This is a genomic window from Trichococcus flocculiformis, assembly GCF_900113645.1.
In the GTDB taxonomy this organism is placed as follows: domain Bacteria; phylum Bacillota; class Bacilli; order Lactobacillales; family Aerococcaceae; genus Trichococcus; species Trichococcus flocculiformis.
The window spans coordinates 30,349-53,119 of record NZ_FOQC01000001.1; the positions used below are offsets into that span (position 1 = coordinate 30,349).

The 22,771-nt window shown below is 44.7% G+C and carries 21 protein-coding genes; 19 read left to right on the plus strand and 2 right to left on the minus strand.

Translation table 11 applies throughout. The features are described from left to right. Nucleotides 1–248: 248 nt before the first annotated feature. The 11 genes from BMZ71_RS00130 to holA all read left to right on the plus strand — a co-directional run bounded on the left by BMZ71_RS00130 (nucleotide 249) and on the right by holA (nucleotide 9,716). The gene (locus BMZ71_RS00130; protein WP_068562191.1) at nucleotides 249–548 is read left to right on the plus strand and encodes an Fpa/YlaN family protein; all 300 of its coding nucleotides are present in this window, start codon (nucleotides 249–251) and stop codon (nucleotides 546–548) included. Nucleotides 549–556: 8 nt separating this feature from the next. After that, nucleotides 557–1,726, plus strand: coding sequence for a putative lipid II flippase FtsW (ftsW, locus tag BMZ71_RS00135; protein WP_068562190.1), 1,170 nt, complete (start codon nucleotides 557–559; stop codon nucleotides 1,724–1,726). Nucleotides 1,727–1,888: 162 nt separating this feature from the next. Next, on the plus strand, nucleotides 1,889–2,932 hold the full coding sequence (locus tag BMZ71_RS00140; protein ID WP_177187435.1) for a CAP-associated domain-containing protein: 1,044 nt from the start codon (nucleotides 1,889–1,891) through the stop codon (nucleotides 2,930–2,932). Nucleotides 2,933–3,010: 78 nt separating this feature from the next. Continuing rightward, nucleotides 3,011–3,454 (plus strand): YlbF/YmcA family competence regulator, encoded by a 444-nt coding sequence (locus BMZ71_RS00145; RefSeq protein WP_086988394.1) that lies wholly within the window; start codon nucleotides 3,011–3,013, stop codon nucleotides 3,452–3,454. A gap of 4 nt (nucleotides 3,455–3,458) precedes the next feature. Further along, entirely contained in the window at nucleotides 3,459–3,779 is a 321-nt protein-coding gene (locus BMZ71_RS00150) for a YlbG family protein (protein ID WP_086988395.1), read from the plus strand. A gap of 42 nt (nucleotides 3,780–3,821) precedes the next feature. Then, complete coding sequence (gene rsmD / locus BMZ71_RS00155) at nucleotides 3,822–4,388, plus strand: 16S rRNA (guanine(966)-N(2))-methyltransferase RsmD (protein ID WP_086988396.1); 567 nt, start codon at nucleotides 3,822–3,824, stop codon at nucleotides 4,386–4,388. Between the two features lie 4 nt (nucleotides 4,389–4,392). Beyond that, nucleotides 4,393–4,908, plus strand: a complete 516-nt coding sequence (gene coaD, locus BMZ71_RS00160; protein ID WP_068562185.1) for a pantetheine-phosphate adenylyltransferase — start codon at nucleotides 4,393–4,395, stop codon at nucleotides 4,906–4,908. Between the two features lie 151 nt (nucleotides 4,909–5,059). Further along, a complete protein-coding gene (locus tag BMZ71_RS00165; RefSeq protein ID WP_245734351.1) occupies nucleotides 5,060–5,752 on the plus strand; it encodes a helix-hairpin-helix domain-containing protein in 693 nt (230 codons plus the stop codon). Nucleotides 5,753–5,815: 63 nt separating this feature from the next. Beyond that, nucleotides 5,816–6,322, plus strand: a complete 507-nt coding sequence (locus tag BMZ71_RS00170; RefSeq protein WP_068562184.1) for a ComE operon protein 2 — start codon at nucleotides 5,816–5,818, stop codon at nucleotides 6,320–6,322. Between the two features lie 161 nt (nucleotides 6,323–6,483). Next, entirely contained in the window at nucleotides 6,484–8,658 is a 2,175-nt protein-coding gene (locus BMZ71_RS00175; protein ID WP_177187436.1) for a DNA internalization-related competence protein ComEC/Rec2, read from the plus strand. Nucleotides 8,659–8,681: 23 nt separating this feature from the next. After that, nucleotides 8,682–9,716 (plus strand): DNA polymerase III subunit delta, encoded by a 1,035-nt coding sequence (gene holA / locus BMZ71_RS00180; RefSeq protein ID WP_086988443.1) that lies wholly within the window; start codon nucleotides 8,682–8,684, stop codon nucleotides 9,714–9,716. An 85-nt stretch (nucleotides 9,717–9,801) separates the two neighbouring features. On the opposite strand, the gene rpsT is transcribed toward holA, so the two are convergent. After that, complete coding sequence (rpsT, locus tag BMZ71_RS00185) at nucleotides 9,802–10,056, minus strand: 30S ribosomal protein S20 (RefSeq protein WP_068562182.1); 255 nt, start codon at nucleotides 10,054–10,056, stop codon at nucleotides 9,802–9,804. 262 nt (nucleotides 10,057–10,318) lie between these two features. Between rpsT and uvrB the strand changes: the two genes are divergently transcribed. The 8 genes from uvrB to cls all read left to right on the plus strand — a co-directional run bounded on the left by uvrB (nucleotide 10,319) and on the right by cls (nucleotide 21,984). Further along, nucleotides 10,319–12,310: an excinuclease ABC subunit UvrB gene (gene uvrB, locus BMZ71_RS00190; RefSeq protein WP_086988398.1), complete on the plus strand. Its 1,992-nt coding sequence runs from the start codon at nucleotides 10,319–10,321 to the stop codon at nucleotides 12,308–12,310. Between the two features lie 139 nt (nucleotides 12,311–12,449). Then, complete coding sequence (gene rpsO, locus BMZ71_RS00195) at nucleotides 12,450–12,719, plus strand: 30S ribosomal protein S15 (RefSeq protein WP_068562194.1); 270 nt, start codon at nucleotides 12,450–12,452, stop codon at nucleotides 12,717–12,719. 223 nt (nucleotides 12,720–12,942) lie between these two features. Continuing rightward, nucleotides 12,943–15,051: a polyribonucleotide nucleotidyltransferase gene (gene pnp / locus BMZ71_RS00200; RefSeq protein ID WP_086988399.1), complete on the plus strand. Its 2,109-nt coding sequence runs from the start codon at nucleotides 12,943–12,945 to the stop codon at nucleotides 15,049–15,051. Nucleotides 15,052–15,612: 561 nt separating this feature from the next. Continuing rightward, the gene (gene citX / locus BMZ71_RS00205; protein WP_068562179.1) at nucleotides 15,613–16,176 is read left to right on the plus strand and encodes a citrate lyase holo-[acyl-carrier protein] synthase; all 564 of its coding nucleotides are present in this window, start codon (nucleotides 15,613–15,615) and stop codon (nucleotides 16,174–16,176) included. Between the two features lie 255 nt (nucleotides 16,177–16,431). Next, on the plus strand, nucleotides 16,432–17,472 hold the full coding sequence (locus BMZ71_RS00210; protein WP_086988400.1) for an aspartate-semialdehyde dehydrogenase: 1,041 nt from the start codon (nucleotides 16,432–16,434) through the stop codon (nucleotides 17,470–17,472). Nucleotides 17,473–18,072: 600 nt separating this feature from the next. After that, entirely contained in the window at nucleotides 18,073–19,752 is a 1,680-nt protein-coding gene (locus tag BMZ71_RS00215) for a ribonuclease J (RefSeq protein ID WP_086988401.1), read from the plus strand. 60 nt (nucleotides 19,753–19,812) lie between these two features. Next, nucleotides 19,813–20,415 (plus strand): energy-coupled thiamine transporter ThiT, encoded by a 603-nt coding sequence (locus BMZ71_RS00220; RefSeq protein ID WP_177187437.1) that lies wholly within the window; start codon nucleotides 19,813–19,815, stop codon nucleotides 20,413–20,415. Between the two features lie 120 nt (nucleotides 20,416–20,535). Beyond that, on the plus strand, nucleotides 20,536–21,984 hold the full coding sequence (gene cls / locus BMZ71_RS00225) for a cardiolipin synthase (RefSeq protein WP_086988403.1): 1,449 nt from the start codon (nucleotides 20,536–20,538) through the stop codon (nucleotides 21,982–21,984). A gap of 189 nt (nucleotides 21,985–22,173) precedes the next feature. Here cls and BMZ71_RS00230 read toward each other — a convergent pair whose 3' ends face one another. After that, nucleotides 22,174–22,518, minus strand: a complete 345-nt coding sequence (locus tag BMZ71_RS00230) for a hypothetical protein (RefSeq protein WP_068562174.1) — start codon at nucleotides 22,516–22,518, stop codon at nucleotides 22,174–22,176. Nucleotides 22,519–22,771: the final 253 nt, after the last annotated feature.

Genomic DNA, 22,771 nt, shown 5'->3' on the forward strand with positions numbered 1-22,771 from the left:
GAAACACCTACGGTGATGCACTTCTGAGTTGAAAAAATTTATAAATTCCTATATGCTGAAAAAAGGTTTCGTGGCAATGGTTGCCACGGACCTTTTTCTCTTTTATCAGCCGGAATCGACTGGTTGTAGGCGACAGCCTATTTGTTTGGTATAATATACTTGAATGACCATATGTTTTTTGTATCGACCGCAAGAGCTGCGGGGGAGTTCATGATAGAATGCATTAACTTTTGATGGGAGGAATTAAAATGGATAGCATCAATAAAACAACTGCTTTGGAAATCTTGATGCAAGACGCTGAAAAGATCTACAAATTAATCAATAGCCAAAAAGAACACCTTTGTTTTGCGAACTGTCCGGCCTTTGAGGATGTGGTGGATACGCAAATGTACGGATTCTCACGTGAAGTTGATTACGCCGTAAAATTGGAGATCATCTCGAAGGAAGATGGACACAAGATATTGAGTGACTTGGAGGCTTCCTTGAACGCCATGTACACGAATTATTTTGATCAATCGAAAAACGATTCCGCCGACAAAGGGGTTTAGTTGTCCATATGATTAAAAATGCAATCAAGAAAAAATTCTCCTGTATGGATTGGCGCCTGCTGATTCCATACATCATCCTGTCGGGTTTCGGGATTCTGATGGTTTACAGTTCCAGCAGTTATCGAGCCATGACTGATTACAACAATTCGGAATATTTTTTTTATAAGCAAATCATTTTTGCTTCATTGGGTTTGCTGGGTGCGCTGATTGCTTCCTTTCTGTCCAAGCGAATATTCAAAAATGAGAAAACTTTGCGTTATGGTTTGAGAGTTCTTTTCGCCATATTGGCTTACTTGCTTTTATGGCCGGGTACCGCAACAAAAGGCGCGCGCGGCTGGATTTACTTCGGGACAATCGGGTTCCAACCTGCGGAATTCATGAAATTGAATCTGATTCTTTATCTGTCCTGGTTCATTTCCAAACACCAATCCCGCATCAATGCTGTTTTTTACGATACGATGAAGAAACCGCTCCTGATAACGGCGGCAGCAGTGATGATGGTGTTCCTGCAGCCCGATCTTGGTGGTGCTGCCATCATCGCCTTTATCTGTCTGGTCATGTTCCTCCACTGCGGCATCAAAGTCAAATATGGCATCATGACTTTCGGGGCTATCGGAGCGATATACGGACTGATCATCGTCGTGGTGAGGACATTCGGAAGCAGCATCCCTTTCTTCCATTCCTATCAGATAGAAAGGATCACATCATTCATCGATCCTTTTGCCGACATACAGGATTCCGGTTATCAAGTAGTGAATTCTTACTACGCTTTGAGTAGGGGGGGCCTTTTCGGTGTAGGCATCGGTGAAAGCATCCAGAAATCGGGCTATCTGCCGGAACCACACACCGATTTCATCTTGTCCATTGTAGGGGAAGAGCTAGGCTTGGTGGGAGTTGCGTTCGTTTTGGTGCTGTTTTTCTATATGGTCTATCGCATTTTTAAGAATGCGATCAAAATCAAAGATCCTTTTGCCCAACTGGTCTGTACCGGGATCGGTACGATGTTCCTGATACAGGGAGTCATCAATGTCGGTGGTGCGACCGGCTTGATGCCGTTGACTGGAGTCACTTTTCCGTTCGTCAGTTATGGCGGATCCAGCTTGTTGGTATCGGCCGTTTCGATTGGACTGGTCAACAATATGTACATCAATGATCAGATTTCCAAACAACCAAAATAAACAATAAAAAGAGCCGATTTTCGGCTCTTTTTATTTGAGTGGTTGCCCCGGTGGATAAACGTCCGGAATGCTTTTTGTATCTGACAAAAATAGAGTATAATAGTAGGTACCATGGTATTCTTTACCATATTCAACAATCAGAATTCACAAGGAGGGGTAGGCGTGAAATTTTCCATCAAAGTAGTGTCATTGTTCATTGTATTTATATTCATAGCTTATGCACTCCCTCTTTATTTGGACAATGATGAACGTATTGCGCCAACTTCAAGCATCGCGAGGAACGAGCAAACGGCCATTGATGAAAATGAAGGGTATCCTTTGCCGGTTACCGGCTATGAATCCTACATCGGTCAATCTATTACAGCCTACACAGCGAAGCACGGGCAGCCGAATCGCATTGGAAGAGCCTATGATGACAGTGAATGGTGGGTATTCGGGACAAATGCTGCGGACTATATCCAGATTGGTGTCAAGGAGGATGTCATCCGCTCCCTGTATATTTTGGGAAGCAAAATCGAAACGGGTATGTACACAATCGGTATGACCCAGGATAATGTACTCGATGAGGGTTATCTGGCAAGAGATTTTCATCTTACTGTCGGTGATACGCCTTATGAGTTAGCTCTATCGAAGCAACAAAAAGAAAGTACGCCGTTGATTCAGTTCGAGAACGACAGCTTTGTTATTTTGCTGTTTGATGATGTGACGAAGACAGTTTATGGGATGTATTTCCTTTCGAATGAGGCATTGTTGGATTTGGAATATTATTCTGTCGTTTCGGAAAAGGCATACGAAGTCGAGCATGATGACTGGGAGCGAAACATGGCTGCGGATTTGGAAAATATCCTTCAAATCAAAAGTATATTGGGCATATTGCGGGAGCGCAGGGGACTGACGATGTTCGAGGAATCCGAAGAGTTGATTATCGCTGCAAACGAGCTTATGCCGAGTGAAACAGACATCAATGATTTTACGGCAGCCTTCACTTTATCGGATCAACGCATCGAAAGAAAATTAGTAGATGTTGTCCCGGATAGACGAACGGCCTTTGTTTTTGATGATGACTGTTACAGTGTTCCCGCGCTTTTCCTGAAGGCTCTACAAGTGGATAATGTGATTTTCGACGACTATCTGACTCGTTACGCCGTCACAAGCAATGAGCACTATCAGTTGATCCTATTGAGCGAACAGCCTATCGAACCCTAAATAACGGTTGAGTCGGCTGCATTTTCGAGCTATACTACAAAGTAGACGTCATCAACATACACGAGGCAGGAGAATCAGATGATAATCAATGAAGAATACTTCGCGTTGGAAGACCAAGTACTCCAGCTGGTGGAAACAATCTGCAGCGGAGAAACTATGGCATCTTATAAGGAAGCAAGGCGACTTCTTTCACAAAATAAAGCGGCTAACGCCAAGATTAAGGCATTCAATGAAGCGAAAGAAGCATACGAGAGGGTAGAAGCCTATCCTGATTTTGCGCCGGATTATGCTGAAATAAAACAGCGCGTTTACCAAGCCAAACGAATCATGGACTTGGATGAATCAGTCTATCGCTTTCGGACAGCGGAACGCGAATTGCAATTGCTTTTGGATAAAGTTTCCGAGCGGTTGGCGCATGCCGTTTCACCAGATATATTGGTTTCTGCAGGAGACCCATTTTTTCAATCAGGGGATTCTAACATGCCTGCAGCTTGCCAGATACATATTTCCAGTAGGGGGTAAACATATGAGCTTAGAAGTGACCAAAAGGCAAGGCATCGTCGTCTGGGTCTATACCTTGAGACAAATCAAAAATTTAAAGAGATACGGTTATATCCATTATGTTTCCAACAGAATGAAGTATGTCCTGTTGTATGTCGACCAAGAAGAGGCGCAAACCACGGCCGAAAAATTGAACAGTCTGCATTTTGTCCGGAAAGTGGAAGTGTCGCATCGTCCTGAGATCGACATGACCCTGAAGAATGCTCTTCCTGACAGGAAAGATCGTAATAATCCTGAAGTGGAATACCACGAGTCGACTTTTGAAACAAAGACTTATTCTTTTTAGTGGTGATCGGAAATAAAAAATACTTTTTGTAGGTGAGTGCAGATGCGGGTTATCGCAGGAGAATATAAAGGACGCAGATTAAAAAGCGTTCCTGACAGCAATACGCGGCCAACAACGGATAAGGTAAAAGAGTCCTTGTTCAACATCATCGGTCCATTTTTTGAAGGCGGAGTCAGCTTGGACATGTTCGCGGGCAGCGGGGGCTTATCGATCGAAGCAGTATCCCGCGGGATCGATCGAGCGGTGTTGTTCGAAAAGAACCGAAAAGCACTTGATACGATCAAGGAAAATATCGCAATCACGAAAGAAGCGGAGAAATTCACTATTTATGCAGGTGATGCGCGGAAAAATCTGCGTGTCTTCGCGGTGGAAAATCCGAATATACAATTTGCGCTGGTCTTTCTTGATCCGCCGTATGCTGATGAAAAGACAGTTGCTGACATCAATGAAATGATCGCCTTGCAATTGGTCAATGAAGAGACCGTATTTGTCTGTGAAATGGCAAAAGAAAATACGTTGCCTGAACAGATCGGCCCGTACGGAAAATGGAAACGTGCCGTTTATGGGACCATCGCTATCGAAATGTTCGACTACAATCAGGAAGGGTGATCCCATGAAAAAAACAGCGCTATTTGCGGGGAGTTTTGACCCTTTGACGAACGGGCACATCGATACGATTTCGCGTGCAGCGATTGTTTTCGACGAAATCGTTGTTGCAGTATCGACCAACACATCCAAGCAGTCTTTATTTGACGGTGAGGAAAGAATCCGGTTGGTCGCCGAAGCTTTGCGTGACTTTCCGCAGGTCCGCGTCGTCCGCCATACCGGGGGGCTTACCATTGAAATGGCAAGGGATGTCGGCGCCTGCGCGCTTTTGCGAGGGGTGCGAAACGTGAAGGATTTCGAGTATGAGCACAGCATTGCCTCGATGAACAAGTTGCAGGCCCCAGATCTGGAGACGGTGATCCTGTTGTCTTCGGAAAACTATCGCTACCTCAGTTCCAGCCTGATCAAGGAAGTCGCGATGTTCGGCGGGGATGTATCCACCTTGGTGCCGGCCAACATCAACGCCGCTATCCTTCAGAAATTCCAGGACAGCGCGTTCAAGGGTAAAAAAATATCGGAGTGAATCGAGTATTTGCATAAGGTTGGAAGAGGAGCCGTTGGGTTCTTTTCCCAACCTTTTTGTTTTGGTGAGCAGATGGATCATTATTTCGGACGGCTGAATGTTTCTGCGTCTTTTTGCGTATGTTGTCAATGGATGCGAAAGGAGGGATAGTTTGGATGCTATTCGGGAATGGCTTGCTTGTCATAAACAGGAAGTGATCCGGTTTGCCGTCTTGTTTATGTTTATCGCCCTATGTCTCTTTGGCTTGGGCAGATTGATATACGGCAGCACGGCAGGAACCGACACAGGGGAGCTGCTGTTGGATGAAACCTACCTGGCGGTAAGCGCTGCTGAGTCTAATCAGTCGCCAGAGCAGCCGGAAGAGTCGGAGCCGGTCCAGGAAATTATCATCGTCGACATCAAAGGGGCCGTAAAAAATCCGGGTGTATACCGGGCTGAGGCCGATATGCGCGTCATTGACATCATTGATTTGGCGGGTGGCTTGAGTGAAACGGCTGATGCCGACACAGTGAATCTATCACAGCGTGTTGCGGATCAGATGGTCATCTATATTCCTGCTGTCGGGGAAGAAGCGGATCGGCCGATTACGGTGGCGGAAAATCCGCTGGCCGAACAAGAGAGCGGAAATGGGGTGGCTGGAACCGAGAAAGTGGACATCAATACGGCGGATGCGGTATTGCTGCAAACATTGAATGGCATTGGTGAAAAAAAAGCCGCGCTCATCATCGCGTACCGTGAAGAGAACGGCTCTTTCCAGACGATCGAGGATATAATGGAAGTTTCAGGAATTGGTGAAAAAACCTTCGAGGGGTTAAAAGATCTAATCACGGTCGGCGCAAAATAAAATTGAATCAAGAGAGCAGCTCTTGTATACTTAATTTTATATATGGATGGAGGTAACTACTGCATGGAAAGAATTCCTTGGAATCAATATTTTATGGCACAAAGCGTATTGCTCTCGCTGCGGAGCACATGTAAACGCTTGGAGGTCGGAGCCACAATCGTCAGGGACAAGCGCATCATAGCCGGAGGATACAACGGGAGTGTTTCCGGCGATGTGCACTGTATCGATGAGGGCTGCTATGTCGTGAATGGGCATTGTGTCCGCACTATCCACGCGGAAATGAATGCAATCCTCCAGTGCGCCAAATTCGGCGCCCAGACAGAGGATGCGGAAATATATGTGACGCATTTTCCTTGTCTACAATGCACGAAGATGATTTTGCAGGCTGGGATCAAGAAAATCTACTATTTGGAAGACTATCACAATGACTCCTATGCCATTCATCTTTTGGATGCAATGGATATTCCTTATGAACAAGTCCCCCTCGATCCGGATTATTTTTATCAATTACTGAAACGAAAAGATCAACAAGATGATGACTCTGCTGCTTGTTGCGGTCATCATGACTGACCATTAAAGGCTATCTGCTTTTGCCTGCCTTGCTCGTCTTCCCGATAACTATAATTGGTTTCGACAAAAATAATTATTTTGCATGGTTACTGCTAATCGTTATGTTTGTTCGTCTCATTTTAATGCAAGAAAAGAGTCTGAATATTATTGCTGGCGCGGTTGTGATCGCAACACTTGCAAGCTTGTTGCTCCATTACTGGTCAAATGCATCTGAGTTCACTTATCCGGAAGCGGAGAGAATCAGAACGGCTGCGCTCCAGTTGGACCCGAACGATATGCGGATCAACGGCGATTTGTTGACAGGGGAAGCCTTGTTGCAATCGGAAGACAAGGAAGAAACCGTTTATTTCTATTACACGATCGAAACGCAAGAGGAGAAGTTCAATTGGGAACAACAGCGATTTCCCCAGCAGGTCGTTGCCACAGTCCGGCTGGAGGAGCCGGAAGCTGAACGGAATCTGCACCAATTTGATTTTGAGGATTATCTGAATGCGAAAAGCATCCATTGGGTCGTCACGGTCGAAGCGATGCAGTTCCGGAGCGAGGATCGTTCTTTCCGGGCCTGGCCAAGCAGCATCAGGAGATCCATCATCTTGATGTTGGAAAAGTTGCCTGCTGTCCAGACGACCGACTACATCCAAACCATGTTATTCAATCAGTCGCATGCTATTGCGGGGGACACTTTGGATGCCTATCGCGGGATCGGTTTATTGCATCTTTTTTCCATCTCCGGTATGCATATCCAGCTCTTGTTGACCCAGGCGCGCTTTATCCTGCTGCGGATGAAAGTCAGCCACGAGACCACAAATAAGCTGCTGGTTGTGTTTCTGCTCGCTTATGGCGTATTGACCGGATGGGGAATCGGTGTCTTCCGGGCTATCTGCACGCATTTTATTCTTTTGATGGGGAAAATCACTGGGCATCGGATTGAAGCGAAGGATGCCTTTGCGCTTACGGTGATGATTGTTGTTTTATACAATCCGCTGCTGATTTATTCGGCAAGTTTTCAATTGAGCTATCTTTTGGCCGGAGTATTGTATTTCGTGGCTCCGGTCAGCTCGGAATGGGAAATGAACGGGCTATTGAAGGACGTCTGTTTGACGGCACTGATGACATTGGCGTCCTTTCCGGTCGTCGCCTATCATTTTTTTGAGGTTTCGTGGCTCGGGATTTTTGTGAATGTGATCTTTTCGTTCTTTTTTTCTTGGTTGCTTTTTCCGCTGTTTTGGTTGTTGTTCTTTGTCGTGCTTTTTTTTCCGGGAACTCCGTTGCTGGGATTGCTTTGCACCGTGTCCGATAGCTTGCTCACCTTGCTGGAAAACTTCGCTGGAGCAGCCGCGGATTTGGATTTCGCGTCATTGGTTACTGGAAGACCACCCGCTGTTTATTTTGCGCTGGTCTGGATCGCTTTGATTCTGCTCTTGCTGAGCGTTGAAAAGAAACAAAGGGATATCCGGGTGCTCGGTTTCCTGATGGCGGCGGTCGGTTTGTTTTTTTTCGCCCATCAGCTTGATCCTTCCGGAAAAGTCGTCATGCTTGATGTGGGGCAGGGGGATGCCATTTTGATCATAACGCCTTTTCATCGTCGGGCTGTGCTTATAGATACGGGTGGCATGCTGACTTTTGAAAAAGAAACCTGGCAAGTCCGAGAAACAGCGACCACCGCCGGCGAAAAGCTTGTGTCGATCATAAAAGCGGAAGGCGTGAAAAAATTGGACAGGGTCTTTCTGACGCATGCCGATCAGGATCATGTCGGTTCGTTGCGGGAACTAGCCGAAGGGTTGCCGATCGATGCGGTTTATTTCCCTAAAGGAGCGGAGGGGAATGCGGCTTTCGCCGCAGTGCTCCTTGAACTGCAAAGCCAGCATCAAGTGGGTCTCTTCCCTTTATTGGGCAAGGTCGATCTAGAGATTGATGCCGATTTTGTTTTTCACATCCTGGCACCTTTAGCGCCGGGTGAAGGCGGAAATGAGGATTCATTGGTCATCCAAACCAGCATAGGCGGTTTGGATTGGTTGTTCACAGGCGATCTCGGAGAAGAAGGTGAAGAGGTGCTGATGCGGACTTATCCTGATCTGAAGACCGATGTCCTGAAAATAGGTCATCACGGTAGCGCAACATCCAGTTCGGAAGGTTTCTTGGATCATGTCCAACCTGAATTGGCCTTGATATCGGCTGGAAAACAGAACCGGTATGGACATCCGGATGCGCAAATACTGGAACGTCTGGAATTGCGGAATATCCCTATATTTCGTACGGATCGACAGGGCGCTATCCACTTTTTGTATGGGTCAGAAGAAACAGAATGGCGAACCATTTTGGAGAACAAAAAATAAAAATGATGAATGGTGGTCCAAACGTGAATTATACAACGGAGATGTCCAAAATAAAAAAAGGTCAGCTTCAGCCGGTCTATTTATTTTTGGGCAAAGAAGATTTTTTTATAGAAGAAGCGAAGCAGCTGTTGCTGCGTACGGTGGTTGACGAAGCCGACAAGGATTTGAATGTCGGCATATTCAATATGGATGGGACGTTGTTGGATCGGGCTCTTGAAGATGCGGAGTCGCTGCCTTTTTTTGGGGAAAGACGTTTGGTCATTATCGAGAATCCGCTCTTTTTGACGGCCGAAAAACCCAAAAATGGACTGGAACATGATCTTGGTTGGCTGGAGAGCTATCTGGAGAATCCGGCGCCTTCAACGGTTCTGGCTATTTTTGCGCCTTACGAAAAATTGGACAGCAGAAAAAAAATAGCAAAACTTTTGACGAAGAAGGCTGTCACTGTGGATGTTTCTCCATTAGCGGAGAAAGAAGCCCGTAAATTTTTAGGGGACATGATCAAAAATGAAGGTTACCAGATGAACCGCGACGCACTCGAATTATTTTACGAGCGGATCGAAAATCAACTGTCGCGGGGAATGAGAGAGTTGCCCAAGCTATTTCTTTCTGGATTTGAAGACAAAAAAATCACCAAACAAATGGTGATCGACTTGATTCCTCGAAATCTGGAACAGAATATATTTGAATTGGTGACACAGGTTCTGAACAAGAACACGTGTCTGGCTATCCAGATCTATCGGGATCTATTGCTCCAAAAAGAAGAACCTATCAAAGTCAACGCTATCCTTTTAGGGCAATTCCGGTTGTTGCTGCAAGTGAAGCTGCTTTCAAAAAATGGGTACCAACAAACCGACATCACCAAAGTATTGAAGGTCCATCCTTATCGTGTGAAACTTGCTTTCCAACAAGTGAGGCACCTATCCGAAAAAGTCCTGGCGGATGCTTTTCAGGGATTGGTCGAGACGGAATACAACATGAAGACAGGGCAAGGGCTGAAGGAAATACAATTTGAGTTATTTCTGATCCGCTACGCAAACGCAATGCCCAAGCAGTGAAAAATCATACGAAAAAGGCCGAAGACGGACCAGCTAAGCGGGTCTGTCTTCGGCCTTACGTTTTGAAGTCTCTTAAATCAAAAAATTATTTTGCTAATTTTTTAGTTAAACGAGAAATGTCGCGAGACGCTTTGTTTTGATGAATTAAGTTTTTAGAAGCTGCTGAATCGATAGATTTAACTGCTGCCTTCAATAATTCTTCGCTATTTTCAGCGCCTTCTGCTACTGCAGCTTCAAATTTCTTGATAGCTGAACGCATAGCGCTCTTTTGAGCGTTGTTTTTTAGGTTAGCTTTTTCGCTAGTGCGAACACGTTTGATTGCTGAATCGATATTTGGCATTGGGTTCACCCCTCTTTCCTTATTTCTATAACTATTAGGCTGTTTTGCCAACATGCCATATTATACATAATTTTGAGGGGTTGTGCAATAAAAAATGAAAGAGATTCCCTTTTATTCCTTGCGACACGGAATTTCTGTACACATATTTCGTAATTTTTGCGTCAGAATCAGCCAAGGCCATGGTAAAGACTCCAGAGTGTACGAAAGTATGTTTGGGTGGTAAAATAATTGTAACAGTGAGTGAAGAGGTGAATCAGCTATTATGAAAGATCATTTTGAATTAGTTTCCCCATACAAACCAAGCGGGGATCAGCCGGAAGCCATCAAAGAGCTTGTTGATGGGTTGAATCTGGGCAGACGGGCGCAAACGTTGCTGGGTGCTACGGGGACCGGCAAGACTTTTTCGGTAGCAAACGTCATCCAAGCAGTGAACAAGCCAACGCTCGTCATAGCGCATAATAAAACGCTGGCAGGTCAACTGTATGGCGAATTGAAGGAGTTTTTTCCGAATAACGCCGTCGAGTATTTTGTCAGCTACTATGACTATTATCAACCCGAAGCGTATGTTCCCTCGAGTGACACTTATATAGAGAAAGAATCCAGCGTAAACGATGAAATCGATAAACTTCGTCATTCTGCCACCAGTTCCTTGTTGGAAAGGCACGACGTGATTGTGGTCGCTTCCGTTTCCTGCATCTATGGTCTGGTGAACCCGTTGGACTACAAAGAGCATACGCTATCGTTAAGGCAAGGAATGGAGATGGAACGGAATGAACTATTGCGCAGGCTTGTTGAAATGCAGTTTGAACGCAATGATATCGATTTTCGGCGTGGAACGTTCCGTGTGCGCGGGGACGTTGTTGAAATTTTTCTGGCATCCCGCGACAACGAGGCCATTCGAGTCGAATTTTTTGGTGATGAAATCGATCGGATCAGAGAAGTGGATGTGCTGACCGGAGAAATCAAGAACGATGTCGACCATTTTCCTGTTTTCCCAGCCACTCACTTTGTGGCGAATGAAGAAAAAACCTTGCATGCCGTCGATATGATTCGGGCAGAATTGAAAGATCGCCTGAAGGTGTTGCGCGCTGAAAATAAACTATTGGAAGCCCAACGGTTGGAGCAACGCACCAACTACGACATGGAAATGTTGATGGAAATGGGATATTGCAACGGAATCGAAAATTATTCCAGACATATGGACGGGCGTGCTCCCGGAGAACCTCCGTATACGTTGCTTGATTTTTTCCCGGATGATTATTTGACCGTCATCGACGAGTCGCACATCACGATGTCTCAAATTCGCGGCATGTACAACGGAGACCGTTCGCGAAAGGAACAGTTGGTGGCATACGGCTTCCGTCTCCCGAGTACTTTGGACAATCGCCCATTGACGTTGAAGGAATTCGAGGAGCGGGTCAACCAGATCATTTATATTTCAGCGACCCCTGGCCCATACGAGTATGAACAAAGCCCATATGTTGCCCAACAGATCATCCGTCCCACCGGTTTATTGGATCCGATTGTGGAAGTGCGGCCAATCAAAGGTCAGATCGATGATCTGATTAGTGAAATCAATTTGCGCGTCGAACGGAATGAGCGGGTCTTCATCACAACTTTGACGAAGAAGATGTCCGAAGATTTGACTGATTATCTGAAGGAAGTCGGCATCAAGGTAAATTATCTGCACAGCGAAATCAAAACGATGGAGCGAGCGGAAATCATCCGTAATCTCCGTTTGGGAGAATTTGATGTGTTGATCGGTATCAATCTGTTAAGAGAAGGGCTGGATGTTCCCGAGGTTTCGCTCGTTGCCATCTTGGATGCCGATAAAGAGGGTTTTCTGCGCAGTGAACGTTCACTTGTTCAGACAATTGGTCGAGCAGCAAGAAACGAGAACGGAAAAGTAATCATGTACGCAGACCGCATAACAGATTCCATGGAGCGGGCGATTAACGAAACCAACAGGCGCCGTGCGACGCAGGAAGCCTACAATGTTAAGCATGGTATCACGCCAAAAACAATCATCAAAGAAGTGCGTGATCGCATCCGTATCTCTCACGCTCCTGAAGAAGGCGACGGTGACGTAAGCATTCTAAGCATCTATAAAGCAATGACGATGGAACAACGCCGCGAAGCACTCGATCAACTGGACCGGGATATGCGGGAAGCGGCAAAAGCCCTCAATTTTGAAAAAGCTGCCGAAATCCGTGATATGGTACTGGAGCTGAAAGCCGAATACAAAGGATTATAAAAAAAGTGATTTTCACTTGCAATCGGTAAGGAATTACGATAAAATAATCCTTGTATTATATATACGACCTTCAACTTGGTTAAACGATTCACCAACGTTCTACTCAGTTAAAGGTAACTTTATGAAAGAGGTGAAAAAAATGGCAATTTCAAAAGAACTTAAAAATGAAATCATCAAAGAATACGCTATTCACGAAGGAGACACTGGATCCCCTGAAGTGCAAATTGCAGTTCTTACGTATGAAATCAACCACTTGAACGAGCATGCACGCGTTCATAAAAAAGACCACCATTCTTACCGTGGTTTGATGAAAAAAGTTGGACACCGTCGTAACTTGTTGGCTTACTTGCGCAACAAAGACGTTGCACGCTACCGTGAACTGATCCAAAGATTAGGTTTGCGTCGTTAATTTCGTGGCTAAGACATATTAAGCGAGATTCCACTGTGAATCTCGCTTATTTTTTGGGATTTTTCGGACAATGAGTGCAAAAATGCTGAGCAATCAGCTATAATGGAATGAGGCTCCCGCTCTACAGACCGCTACTATACAAATGTGAGCTTATAAGCGTCGGTAGGTTGACATTTGTTTAGTAGTTGGTAGATGGGAAGCATCGCAAAAGGAGAATGATAACATGTCAGAAAAAAAAGTGTTCCAAATGGACTGGGCAGGTCGTTTGCTGCAAGTCGAAATCGGCCAATTGGCTAAGCAAGCCAATGGTGCGGTATTGGTCAGATACGGGGATACTGTCGTATTGACGGCTGCTGTCGGTTCAAGAGAACCAAAAGATACCGATTTCTTCCCATTGACTGTGAACTATGAAGAAAAAATGTATGCAGTCGGTAAAATACCTGGAGGATTCATCAAGCGTGAAGGTCGTCCAAGTGAAAACGCAACATTGACTGCACGTTTGATTGACCGTCCGATTCGTCCGATGTTCCCTGAAGGGTTCCGCAACGAAGTGCAGATCACAAACGTTGTTATGTCCGTTGAACAGGATTGCGCACCGGAAATGGCTGCCATGTTCGGTTCTTCATTGGCATTGGCGATTTCCGACATTCCGTTCTACGGACCGATCGCTGGAGTGAATGTTGGCCGTGTAGACGGCGAATATGTTTTGAATCCAACCGCTCCACAAAATGAAGCATCCGATATCGAGTTGACCGTAGCCGGTTCGAGAGTTGCCATCAACATGGTTGAGAGTAGCGCTGCGATGGTTAATGAAGAAGATATGCTTGGGGCATTGATGTTCGGCCACAAAGCAATCCAGGAATTGTGCGATTTCCAAGATAAAATCGTAGCCGAAGTCGGCAAGGAAAAAATGACCGTCAAGCTTTTGACTTTAAACCCTGAACTTGTGGCGGAAGTGACCACTGCTTACGGTGAAAAAATGACGACAGCCATCATGACAGAAGAAAAATTGGCTCGTGAAGCCGCTATTGAAGATGTGAAAGCTGAAGCAATCTTGTTCTTCAACGAAAAGTATCTGGATGACGCCAACTTTGCTCAAATCTCCAAAGAAGTACGCCAAATCGTGGAAGACATGGAAAAAGACGAAGTGCGCCGTTTGATCACAGTCGACAAAATCCGTCCAGATGGCCGAAAAATCGATGAAATCCGTTCATTGGCTTCCGAAGTCGGCTTATTACCGCGCGTACACGGTTCCGGCTTGTTCACGCGTGGACAGACGCAAGCGTTGTCTACTTGTACATTGGCTCCACTGGGCGAACATCAGATCATCGACGGCCTTGGCATGGTCGACAGCAAGCGATTCATCCACCATTACAATTTCCCGCAATTCTCGGTCGGCAGCACTGGTAGAGCAGGAAGTCCTGGACGCCGCGAAATCGGCCATGGTGCTTTGGGTGAACGTGCGTTGAAACAAGTTATCCCGACAGAAGCTGAGTTCCCTTACACAATCCGTTTGGTTTCGGAAGTATTGGAATCCAACGGGTCCTCTTCACAAGCAAGCATCTGTGCCAGTACGTTGGCAATGATGGATGCGGGTGTGCCGATCAAAGCACCGGTAGCGGGTATCGCGATGGGCTTAGTGATGGAAGGCGAAAACTATACAGTTTTGACGGACATCCAAGGACTTGAAGATCACTTGGGCGACATGGACTTCAAAGTTGCCGGAACAAGCGAAGGTATCACTGCGTTGCAGATGGACATCAAAATCCAGGGGATCACAGAACAAATCCTGACTGAAGCGTTGATGCAAGCGAAGAAAGCGCGGATGGAAATCCTTGCTGAGCTGACCAGCACGATTGCAGCCCCACGCGAAGAACTGTCCCAGTATGCTCCGAAGATCGAAATGATGCAAATCAAACCAGATAAGATCAAAGTCGTCATTGGTAAAGGCGGAGATACAATCAACAGCATCATCGAAGAAACCGGCGTGAAGATCGACATCAATCAAGAAGGTAACGTGAGCATCGCTTCAGCTGATACTGCGATGATCGCCCGCGCTAAACAAATCATCGAAGAGTTGACGCATGAAGTCAAGGTCGGTGAAATCTACGAGGGTACTGTAAAACGTATCGAAAAATTCGGTGCATTCGTTGGAATCACAAAAGGCAAAGATGGCATGGTCCATATATCTGAATTGGCTAACGAGCGTGTCAAAGAAGTTGAAGATGTCCTAGCCATCGGAGACAAAGTGAAAGTCAAGGTCATCGAAATCGACAGACAAGGCAGAATCAATCTTTCCCGTAAAGCGTTATTGCCTAAGGAAGAAAAATAAACTGCTGGTTATAAATTGAAACGGTTCAGAACACTCTTCTGTAAAGAAAAACTTCTAAAGGCTGTTTTGAAGCGGAAAAACAGGCACTCCCCCACAAAGGGAATGCCTGTTTTTTGTTGGCGGTAGACTTGGGCCAGATAAGTGATAAAAAGCTTGCCACAATTATTCTAATAATCCTGACTTGTAGAGTAATATTGATTAATTATAGATTTTAATATTAAATCAATGAATTTTTTTCATAAAAGCGTTATTATAAGGTAAAGAGAAATATATTTTTACGCCAACAGTAAACAGATATATTTTTTACCTATATCGTCCTCGTTAATGTAAGCGCTTTTAAATTTTTTGTGTAGTTCGTGAAGCTTCTGTGTAAGTTTTTGTAACAAAGAATGGTATCATCAATATTATCGAAAAACCTGTTGCTCAATCACAAATAAGCACAAAATCGATACTCGGACAGCGCGAAGAAGCAGAGAAATCAAACGGAGCAAGCAGCAAAGTGGCTGATCTGGTTCCATTTGACAGAAGGAAACAACAATAAAACAGTAAAGGATGAGTGCAATGGTGCCAGAATCTATTTTCTCGCAGGGTCAAATGCCGACGCTTAAAGAAGTGTTGGCTTCAAGGGAACAACGTGCCTTTTTTGAAGAGGAAATCAGCAAGACGAACGCAAATCAGACATTGATCTCCCTTAAATGCAATATTCCTGGACCCGTTAAATATAATGCCATCGTAAGACAAATTTCTGAAATCGGTATCCAAGAAGTTAAAAATGCAATCCAAAAAAATAAGTGGAAAGTTACTTATGAAAAATTGATGGATTTGGATACAGGACCAGAGTACTTTGTTGTCGTTGATACCTATCCAACAGCCGTGAAGCAAGCCGCCATCATGATAGAAGACGGCAGTTTACTCGGGCAGCTGTTCACGATCAATGTATTCTATCTCGAAGAAGGCAAGATGATCGAGGTGCAGCGAATGGAAATTGGCTATGAACCGAGAAAGTGCATGATTTGCGGGGATGAAGCCTTCGAATGCGAAAATAAGAATGTACATACCAGGGAAGAAATCCAGAAAAAAATCGAATCCATTCTGCAGGAGGATGGGAGAGTCCGTTTGGATTAATAGCCTTATTAATACCCGTATTTCCGTTTTAGACAAATAAAGGCATAGCTTATGAGCGTCTAAACGGATAAAACTAAATCAGTATCCATTTCGCATTCCAATCAGAGACCTTCGATAAGGACTCTGATTGGAATGTTTTTTACGTAAATAAAAAATAGATTAAAAAATTCTAATAAAGTGTGGTAAAATGCTTAAGTGAAGGATCTTTAAATCCTAAAAAATAGGTAATACAGAAAATGAATGAGTGAGGGATCAATGATGAAAGAGTATAATGTTGCCATTGTAGGTGCTACGGGTGCCGTTGGAGAAAAAATGCTGGGCTTGTTGGAGAATGCTTCTTTTCCGATAAAAAGTCTGAAGTTGTTGGCTTCTAAACGTTCTGCTGGGAAAGTTAAGACATTCCGAGGACAGGAACTGCAGATTGAGGAAACGACTGACGAGTCATTTGAAGGCATCGACATTGCATTATTCAGCGCTGGGGGTGGCATAACGAAGCAATTCTCCCCTGCCGCGATCAAAGCTGGAGCCGTTGTCATCGACAATACGAGTGCTTTTCGTATGGATCCGGAAACGCCATTGGTTGTTCCTGAAGTGAATCCGGAAGACTTGCGCAAACATAAAGGACTGATCGCTAACCCAAACTGTTCCACTATTCAGATGGTGGTAGCTTTGCAACCACTCCGTGAAAAGTTTGGTTTGGATCGTGTCATCGTTTCCACGTATCAAGCGGTAAGTGGCGCAGGATTGCATGCATTGGAAGAATTGAAAGCTCAAACCCAAGCAGTCCTGAACGGTGAAGAGCCGGTTGCGAATATTTTACCTTGTGGTGGCGATAAGAAGCATTTCCCGATCGCATTCAATGCTTTACCGCAAATTGATGTGTTCAGCGAAGGCGGCTACACGTATGAAGAGTGGAAAATGATCAATGAAACTAAAAAAATCATGGGAGACAACGAAATTAAAGTCTCTGCTACCTGTGTGCGTATCCCTGTAATGTCCGGACACTCGGAATCCGTCTATTTCGAAGTGGACGACAAAAACGTTTCTGTCGCAGATATCTGGGAAGTGTTGAAAGATGCTCCAGGAGTTGTGCTTCAGGATGACACAGCTAATCAAGTTTATCCCACAGCACGTGAATCAGTCGGAAAGAATGAAACATTTGTCGGACGTATCCGTAAAGATGTGGATGTCGACAATGGTTTCCATATGTGGGTTGTTTCCGATAATCTATTGAAGGGCGCTGCTTGGAATTCTGTGCAGATTGCGGAAAAAATGATTGAAATGGGTCTACTGTAGAACCTTTGAATAACGGATGAGCAAAGCCTCGTCAACTGAAGAATCGGATATGACTGGGCCTGTCAAAGGATGGACTGGGAAGGGTGTTTGGTTAAACCTCGTTCCCGTTCCGTTCCTTTTGGCAGGTCTTTTTTCGTGCAGAAATTTATTTTACATTTTAACTTGTAGAGTGCTTCAATGTAAGTGTTCCACACACTTGCAAAATGTTTGATGCATCTAAGATATTGTCTAGCGGTCCAAGCCTGCCTCTCGGAAATTAGATAAATCTGACCCATTGCGCTCTGCGATGCTCATTCAGGGCCAGATTTCCTAAATTTCTTTCGAGGCAGACCGGGCTTGTCCCGCTTTTCTCACACTTTCAGAAAACCGGAACAGAAACTGAAGCAAATGCTACAATTTTGCCGATAATCATGTATAATGTAACAGAGAGGATATCGGTCACGTTTAGCCGGATGCGAAGAAAACGCATTCGCTTGTAGACTCTGAAGACAATTCGGCAAAGTAGCTGCGCTGATTTTCAGGGACGAAAATACGGAGGAAGGCATTCAAACGATCAATATAGATAACAGCATAGAAAGCTGAAAAATAAGAGGTGGTACAATGAGTAAAGTAAGAATAATTTCTCTCGGAGGTGTGAGAGAAAGCGGTAAAAACATGTATTTAGTGGAAGTGGACGATTTAATTTTTGTATTGGATTGCGGTCTTCTTTATCCGGAAAATGAATTATTGGGAATTGACGTCGTCATCCCTGATTTTAGTTACCTGGAGGAAAACAAAAATAAGATAGCGGGTATTTTCCTGACGCATGGTCATGCGGATGCCGTAGGAGCATTGCCTTATTTGTTGCAGAATATCGATGCACCCGTGTTCGGTACAGGATTGACGATTGCGTTGGCTAAATTGGCGGTCGATTCCACCGGATTGGCTACGGGATTTGAGGATTATCACGTTATCGATGAGAACACCGAAATTGAATTCGAAAACACCAGTGTCCGGTTCTTCAGAACCACGCATACCATCCCTGATTCTGTAGGGATCTGTGTGAAGACGGAAGAAGGCAGTGTCGTCTATACAGGTGATTTCAAGTTTGATCAAAGTGCATCCCCGATGTATCAGACCGATTACGGCAAAATTACGGATATCGGAGAAGGCAGAGTATTGGCGCTGTTGAGCGATTCCGGTGATGCCGAATCGACTACGGAAAACGTCAGTGACCGCAAGATTGAAGAAGAAATGCTGGATACTTTCATCAACGCTGAAGGCCGTATCATCGTCTCCTGTGTTGCAAGCAACATTTTGCGCATCCAGCAAGTTTTTGATGTCGCTCTCCAAGCGAATCGTAAAATCTTTTTGACAGGACCGACTTTGGTTGAAACAGTCGATGTCGCCATGAAATTGGGGAAACTGGTCTTGCCGACTCCAGATCTGCTTGTGAATGTGAAGAACATCAATGATTACCGTGATGGTCAAGTGTTGATTCTGGAAACCGGCAACAGTGGGGAACCCTTGGAAGCTTTGCAGCGGATGTCCAAAGGCAGACACAAGCAAGTGAACCTTAAAGAGGGTGATTTGGTTTATATCACGACTACACCTTCAACAGCTATGGAAACGACAGTCGCAAAAACCAAAAATTTGATTTATCGTGCCGGTGCGTCCGTGCGTGAAATATCAGGAACATACAAAGCATCCGGACATGCTTCGCCGAACGATCTGAAATTGATGATCAACCTACTGAGACCTACTTATTTCGTGCCTGTCCAAGGTGAATACCGAATGCAAGCTGCACATGCCCAATTGGCGAATGAAGTCGGCATTCCGTTCAAAAATATTTTCATCCCTGGTAAAGGTGACGTGATCGAATATGCCAAAGGCCGTATGCACATGACGGGACAGGTCCCAGCCGGGAATGTTCTGATCGATGGGATCGGGGTTGGCGATATCGGCAACATTGTCTTGCGCGACCGTAAACTATTATCGGAGGATGGGATCTTCGTGGTCGTTGTGACGATCTCCAGAAGATTGAACAAAATTTTGTCGGGTCCGGAAATCGTTTCGCGTGGTTTCGTCTATATGAAGGCGAGTGAAGAGCTTGTCAAAGAAAGTTCGAATATCGTCCGGGAAGTAGTGGAAGATAACCTGCACACGAAAGACTTTGATTGGGCCAAGTTAAAACAAGAGATACGTGATTCGTTGAGCCGTTATCTTTTTGAAAAGACGAAGCGCAAACCGGTCATTTTACCGATCATCATGGAAGCATCCAATTATCAGAAGAAGAGCTGATGCCCGTTTGCCGTAAAGGCAATGAAACGGATCGTTGTTGAAAAGGAGAGATTCATCTTTATGGGTTCTAATAGTACGAAGGCTTGGATCGAGGCAGCTCTGTTTGCTGTCCTCGCAATCGCCTTGGCATATGTGGCCATGCCATTTGGAGAATACACTATTGTTTTTGCTTTGTTGCCGTTGCTTTTCATTTCTCTCCGCAGAGGAATATTGCTTGGACTGGTTTCTGGAATACTGACCGGCCTCGTTTTGTTTGCGCTCAAAGGAGAGGGAGCGGATGTTGCTGCAGATATCCTGAACCAAGCCGCACCGTTCGTTTTCGTGGGCATCGCCGGTTTTTTCGCGAAATTCACGCAACGCACATTGAACAATAAACGTTTCCCGAATGCAGCCTTGAATATAGTGACGGCATCCTTTTTCGGAACGCTTGTCTATTTTGTCTGGGTGCTGATCTCGGACATATTCCTCAGTGAGGAAGCAGTTCCAGCTGGTGTTTCTGCTTTTGCGCATTTTCTTCCGGAACAAGCGCTATCGTTTGCGGCAACTTTTGCCGTCAGCGCAGTCGTTCTGGTGTTGATTGCAAAATTCGCTCCTAAAGCGTACATTCCAAAAGGCAGCCGTTTCCTGAGCAGAAAAGAAAAATCGAAACTATTAAATGATTAAAAAATAGAAGGCGAAGGACGGATTTGAATTATCCGGTCTTCGCCTTTCTGTTTTTGTGGGCTCGTGTGCTATGATATGTAGGTAACATGTTTTGTCATTTTATTGATTTGGAGTGGTCTTATGGGTATTTGGTCAATGATATTTACGGCAATCATCGTTTTAAATACAATTGGTGCAATCATCACCGTCTTTAAAGAAAAAAGAGATGTCGCTGCCACCTGGGCCTGGCTGTTGACGTTAAACCTCTTGCCGGTGGCGGGTTTCATCATCTACCTCTTTATAGGGAAAAAGATGTCAAAAGAAAACATCTATGATATGCGCACGCAAAAAAGCTTGGGCATGTCCCAGTTGGCGAAGGTCCAGATTGAAATGTTGGAGGATGAGGATCTGGCGCAAGGTTTGGTCGAAACCGACTATGCACAAAAAACAGCTATCCTGTTCCTGGAAAGTGATGAATCCATTTTGACGAAAGGGAATAAAGTTGAAATATTCAAAACTGGCACAGATGTTTTCGATTCCCTTGTGCAGGACATCTATAAAGCAGAAGATCATGTGCATATGCTTTATTATACTTTTCGCTCGGACGACTTGGGGAAGCGGATTCTGTCGGCGTTGGAAGACAGGGCGGCAGCTGGAATTGAGGTTCTGGTCGTTTACGATGCAATGGGCTGCAGAGGGAATGATCCGAGATTTTTCAATAATCTTGAAAAATTAGGCGGAAAGACGGAAGTATTTTTTGGTTCAAAAATACCTTTCGTTAATTTGCGGATGAACTATCGGAATCATCGCAAAATAATGGTAGTGGATGCAAAAGTTGCTTATCTCGGCGGGTTCAATATAGGCGATGAGTATCTAGGGAAAGGGGAACTCGGCGAATGGAGGGATACGCATATGAAAATAGAAGGCAATGCAGTCTTGACGCTTCAGAGCCGTTTCTTCATGGACTGGAATGCGGTTGCCAAAGAAAAGAACAGGAAAGATTATGCAGAAGCCTATTTCCCGATCGCCGATAAAAAAGGTAACACGGCCATGCAAATTGTGGCAAGTGGACCGGATGACGAAGATCAGACGATCAAGATGGGTTTCTTGAAGATGATCAGCCAAGCTAAAGAATCCATTTATATACAGACTCCTTATTTTATACCTGACGAGAGTCTGCATGAAATGCTCAAAATCGCAGTCCTATCCGGTGTAAAAGTCAAAATCATGATACCCTCGAAGCCGGATCATCCTTTCGTCTATCGGGCAACGGAGTATTTTGCCAAAGACATCGTCGAGTACGGTGCGGAAGTCTATATGTACCAGAATGGTTTCCTGCATTCAAAGGTGATGGTGGTCGATGATGAAATTGTATCGGTAGGCACGGCAAATATGGATGTGCGCAGTTTCAAATTGAATTTTGAGATCAACGCTTTTATTTACGATCGTGACGTAGCTGAAGAATTAATCGCAAATTTTGATGAAGATCAGAAGAGTTGCATCCGTGCAACCCATGATTATTTCGCAAAACAGTCGAAGGGGCGGAAATTCAAGCAAGCTTTTTCCAGATTACTTTCACCGATACTGTAGACCGAAAGCGTATGGAAATTGATCGACAATCAGAATTCAGAAGAAAGGCCCACAAGCAGTCAAAACAAGCGAGAATGCAATTGTGTGAGATGCATTCTCGCTTGTTTCAGTTGTCATAGTTTTTTACGTTAATGACTTTACCTTGTGCTCCTGATTTCTATAGATGGGTATGCCACCAACTGATTGAATTTAACCAAGTTGGATAGCCAAGACTTGACTGATGTTCAGTAGATAAGTCACTTTTTTATCGGCAGTTGTGAACATGATTTGTCTTTTTGGAGTTACGCGGGAATTGAAAGAACCCCAAACGAGTGATCTGGTATACGATTTCGGTCCATGCTTTTCTTCAATCACGACATACACAGGGTTGTTATTTTCAAAAGCCTGGTTAGCAAAACGGATAACTTGATGAATCGGCATTACTTTGTCCAAGATGGCTTCATTGATGGAATGGACGGATGAGAGCGGGCGCAAGTATGATTTATTTGAAGGATTCTCATTATTAGTGGATACTGGGTAGATGTAGTTTTGCATGTATGTTCCTCCGAACGTGTGTTTGTCTTGTGTCTTTATTATAAGAACATCTGTTCTTGTTTGCAAGCTTTTTATTTTGCGATCGAACAAAAATTTGAGAGTGCAGATATGTAACTCCACCCACAATTATGTCATATCGGCCGAATATGCCCCTATTTCTTGCATTTTCGAGTAAAGTAGTAGTATGGAAAAGAACGTGTCGGGAGCACATTAATTTTGCAGGCGAGGGGAAAATTACATCTATTATCCGGCG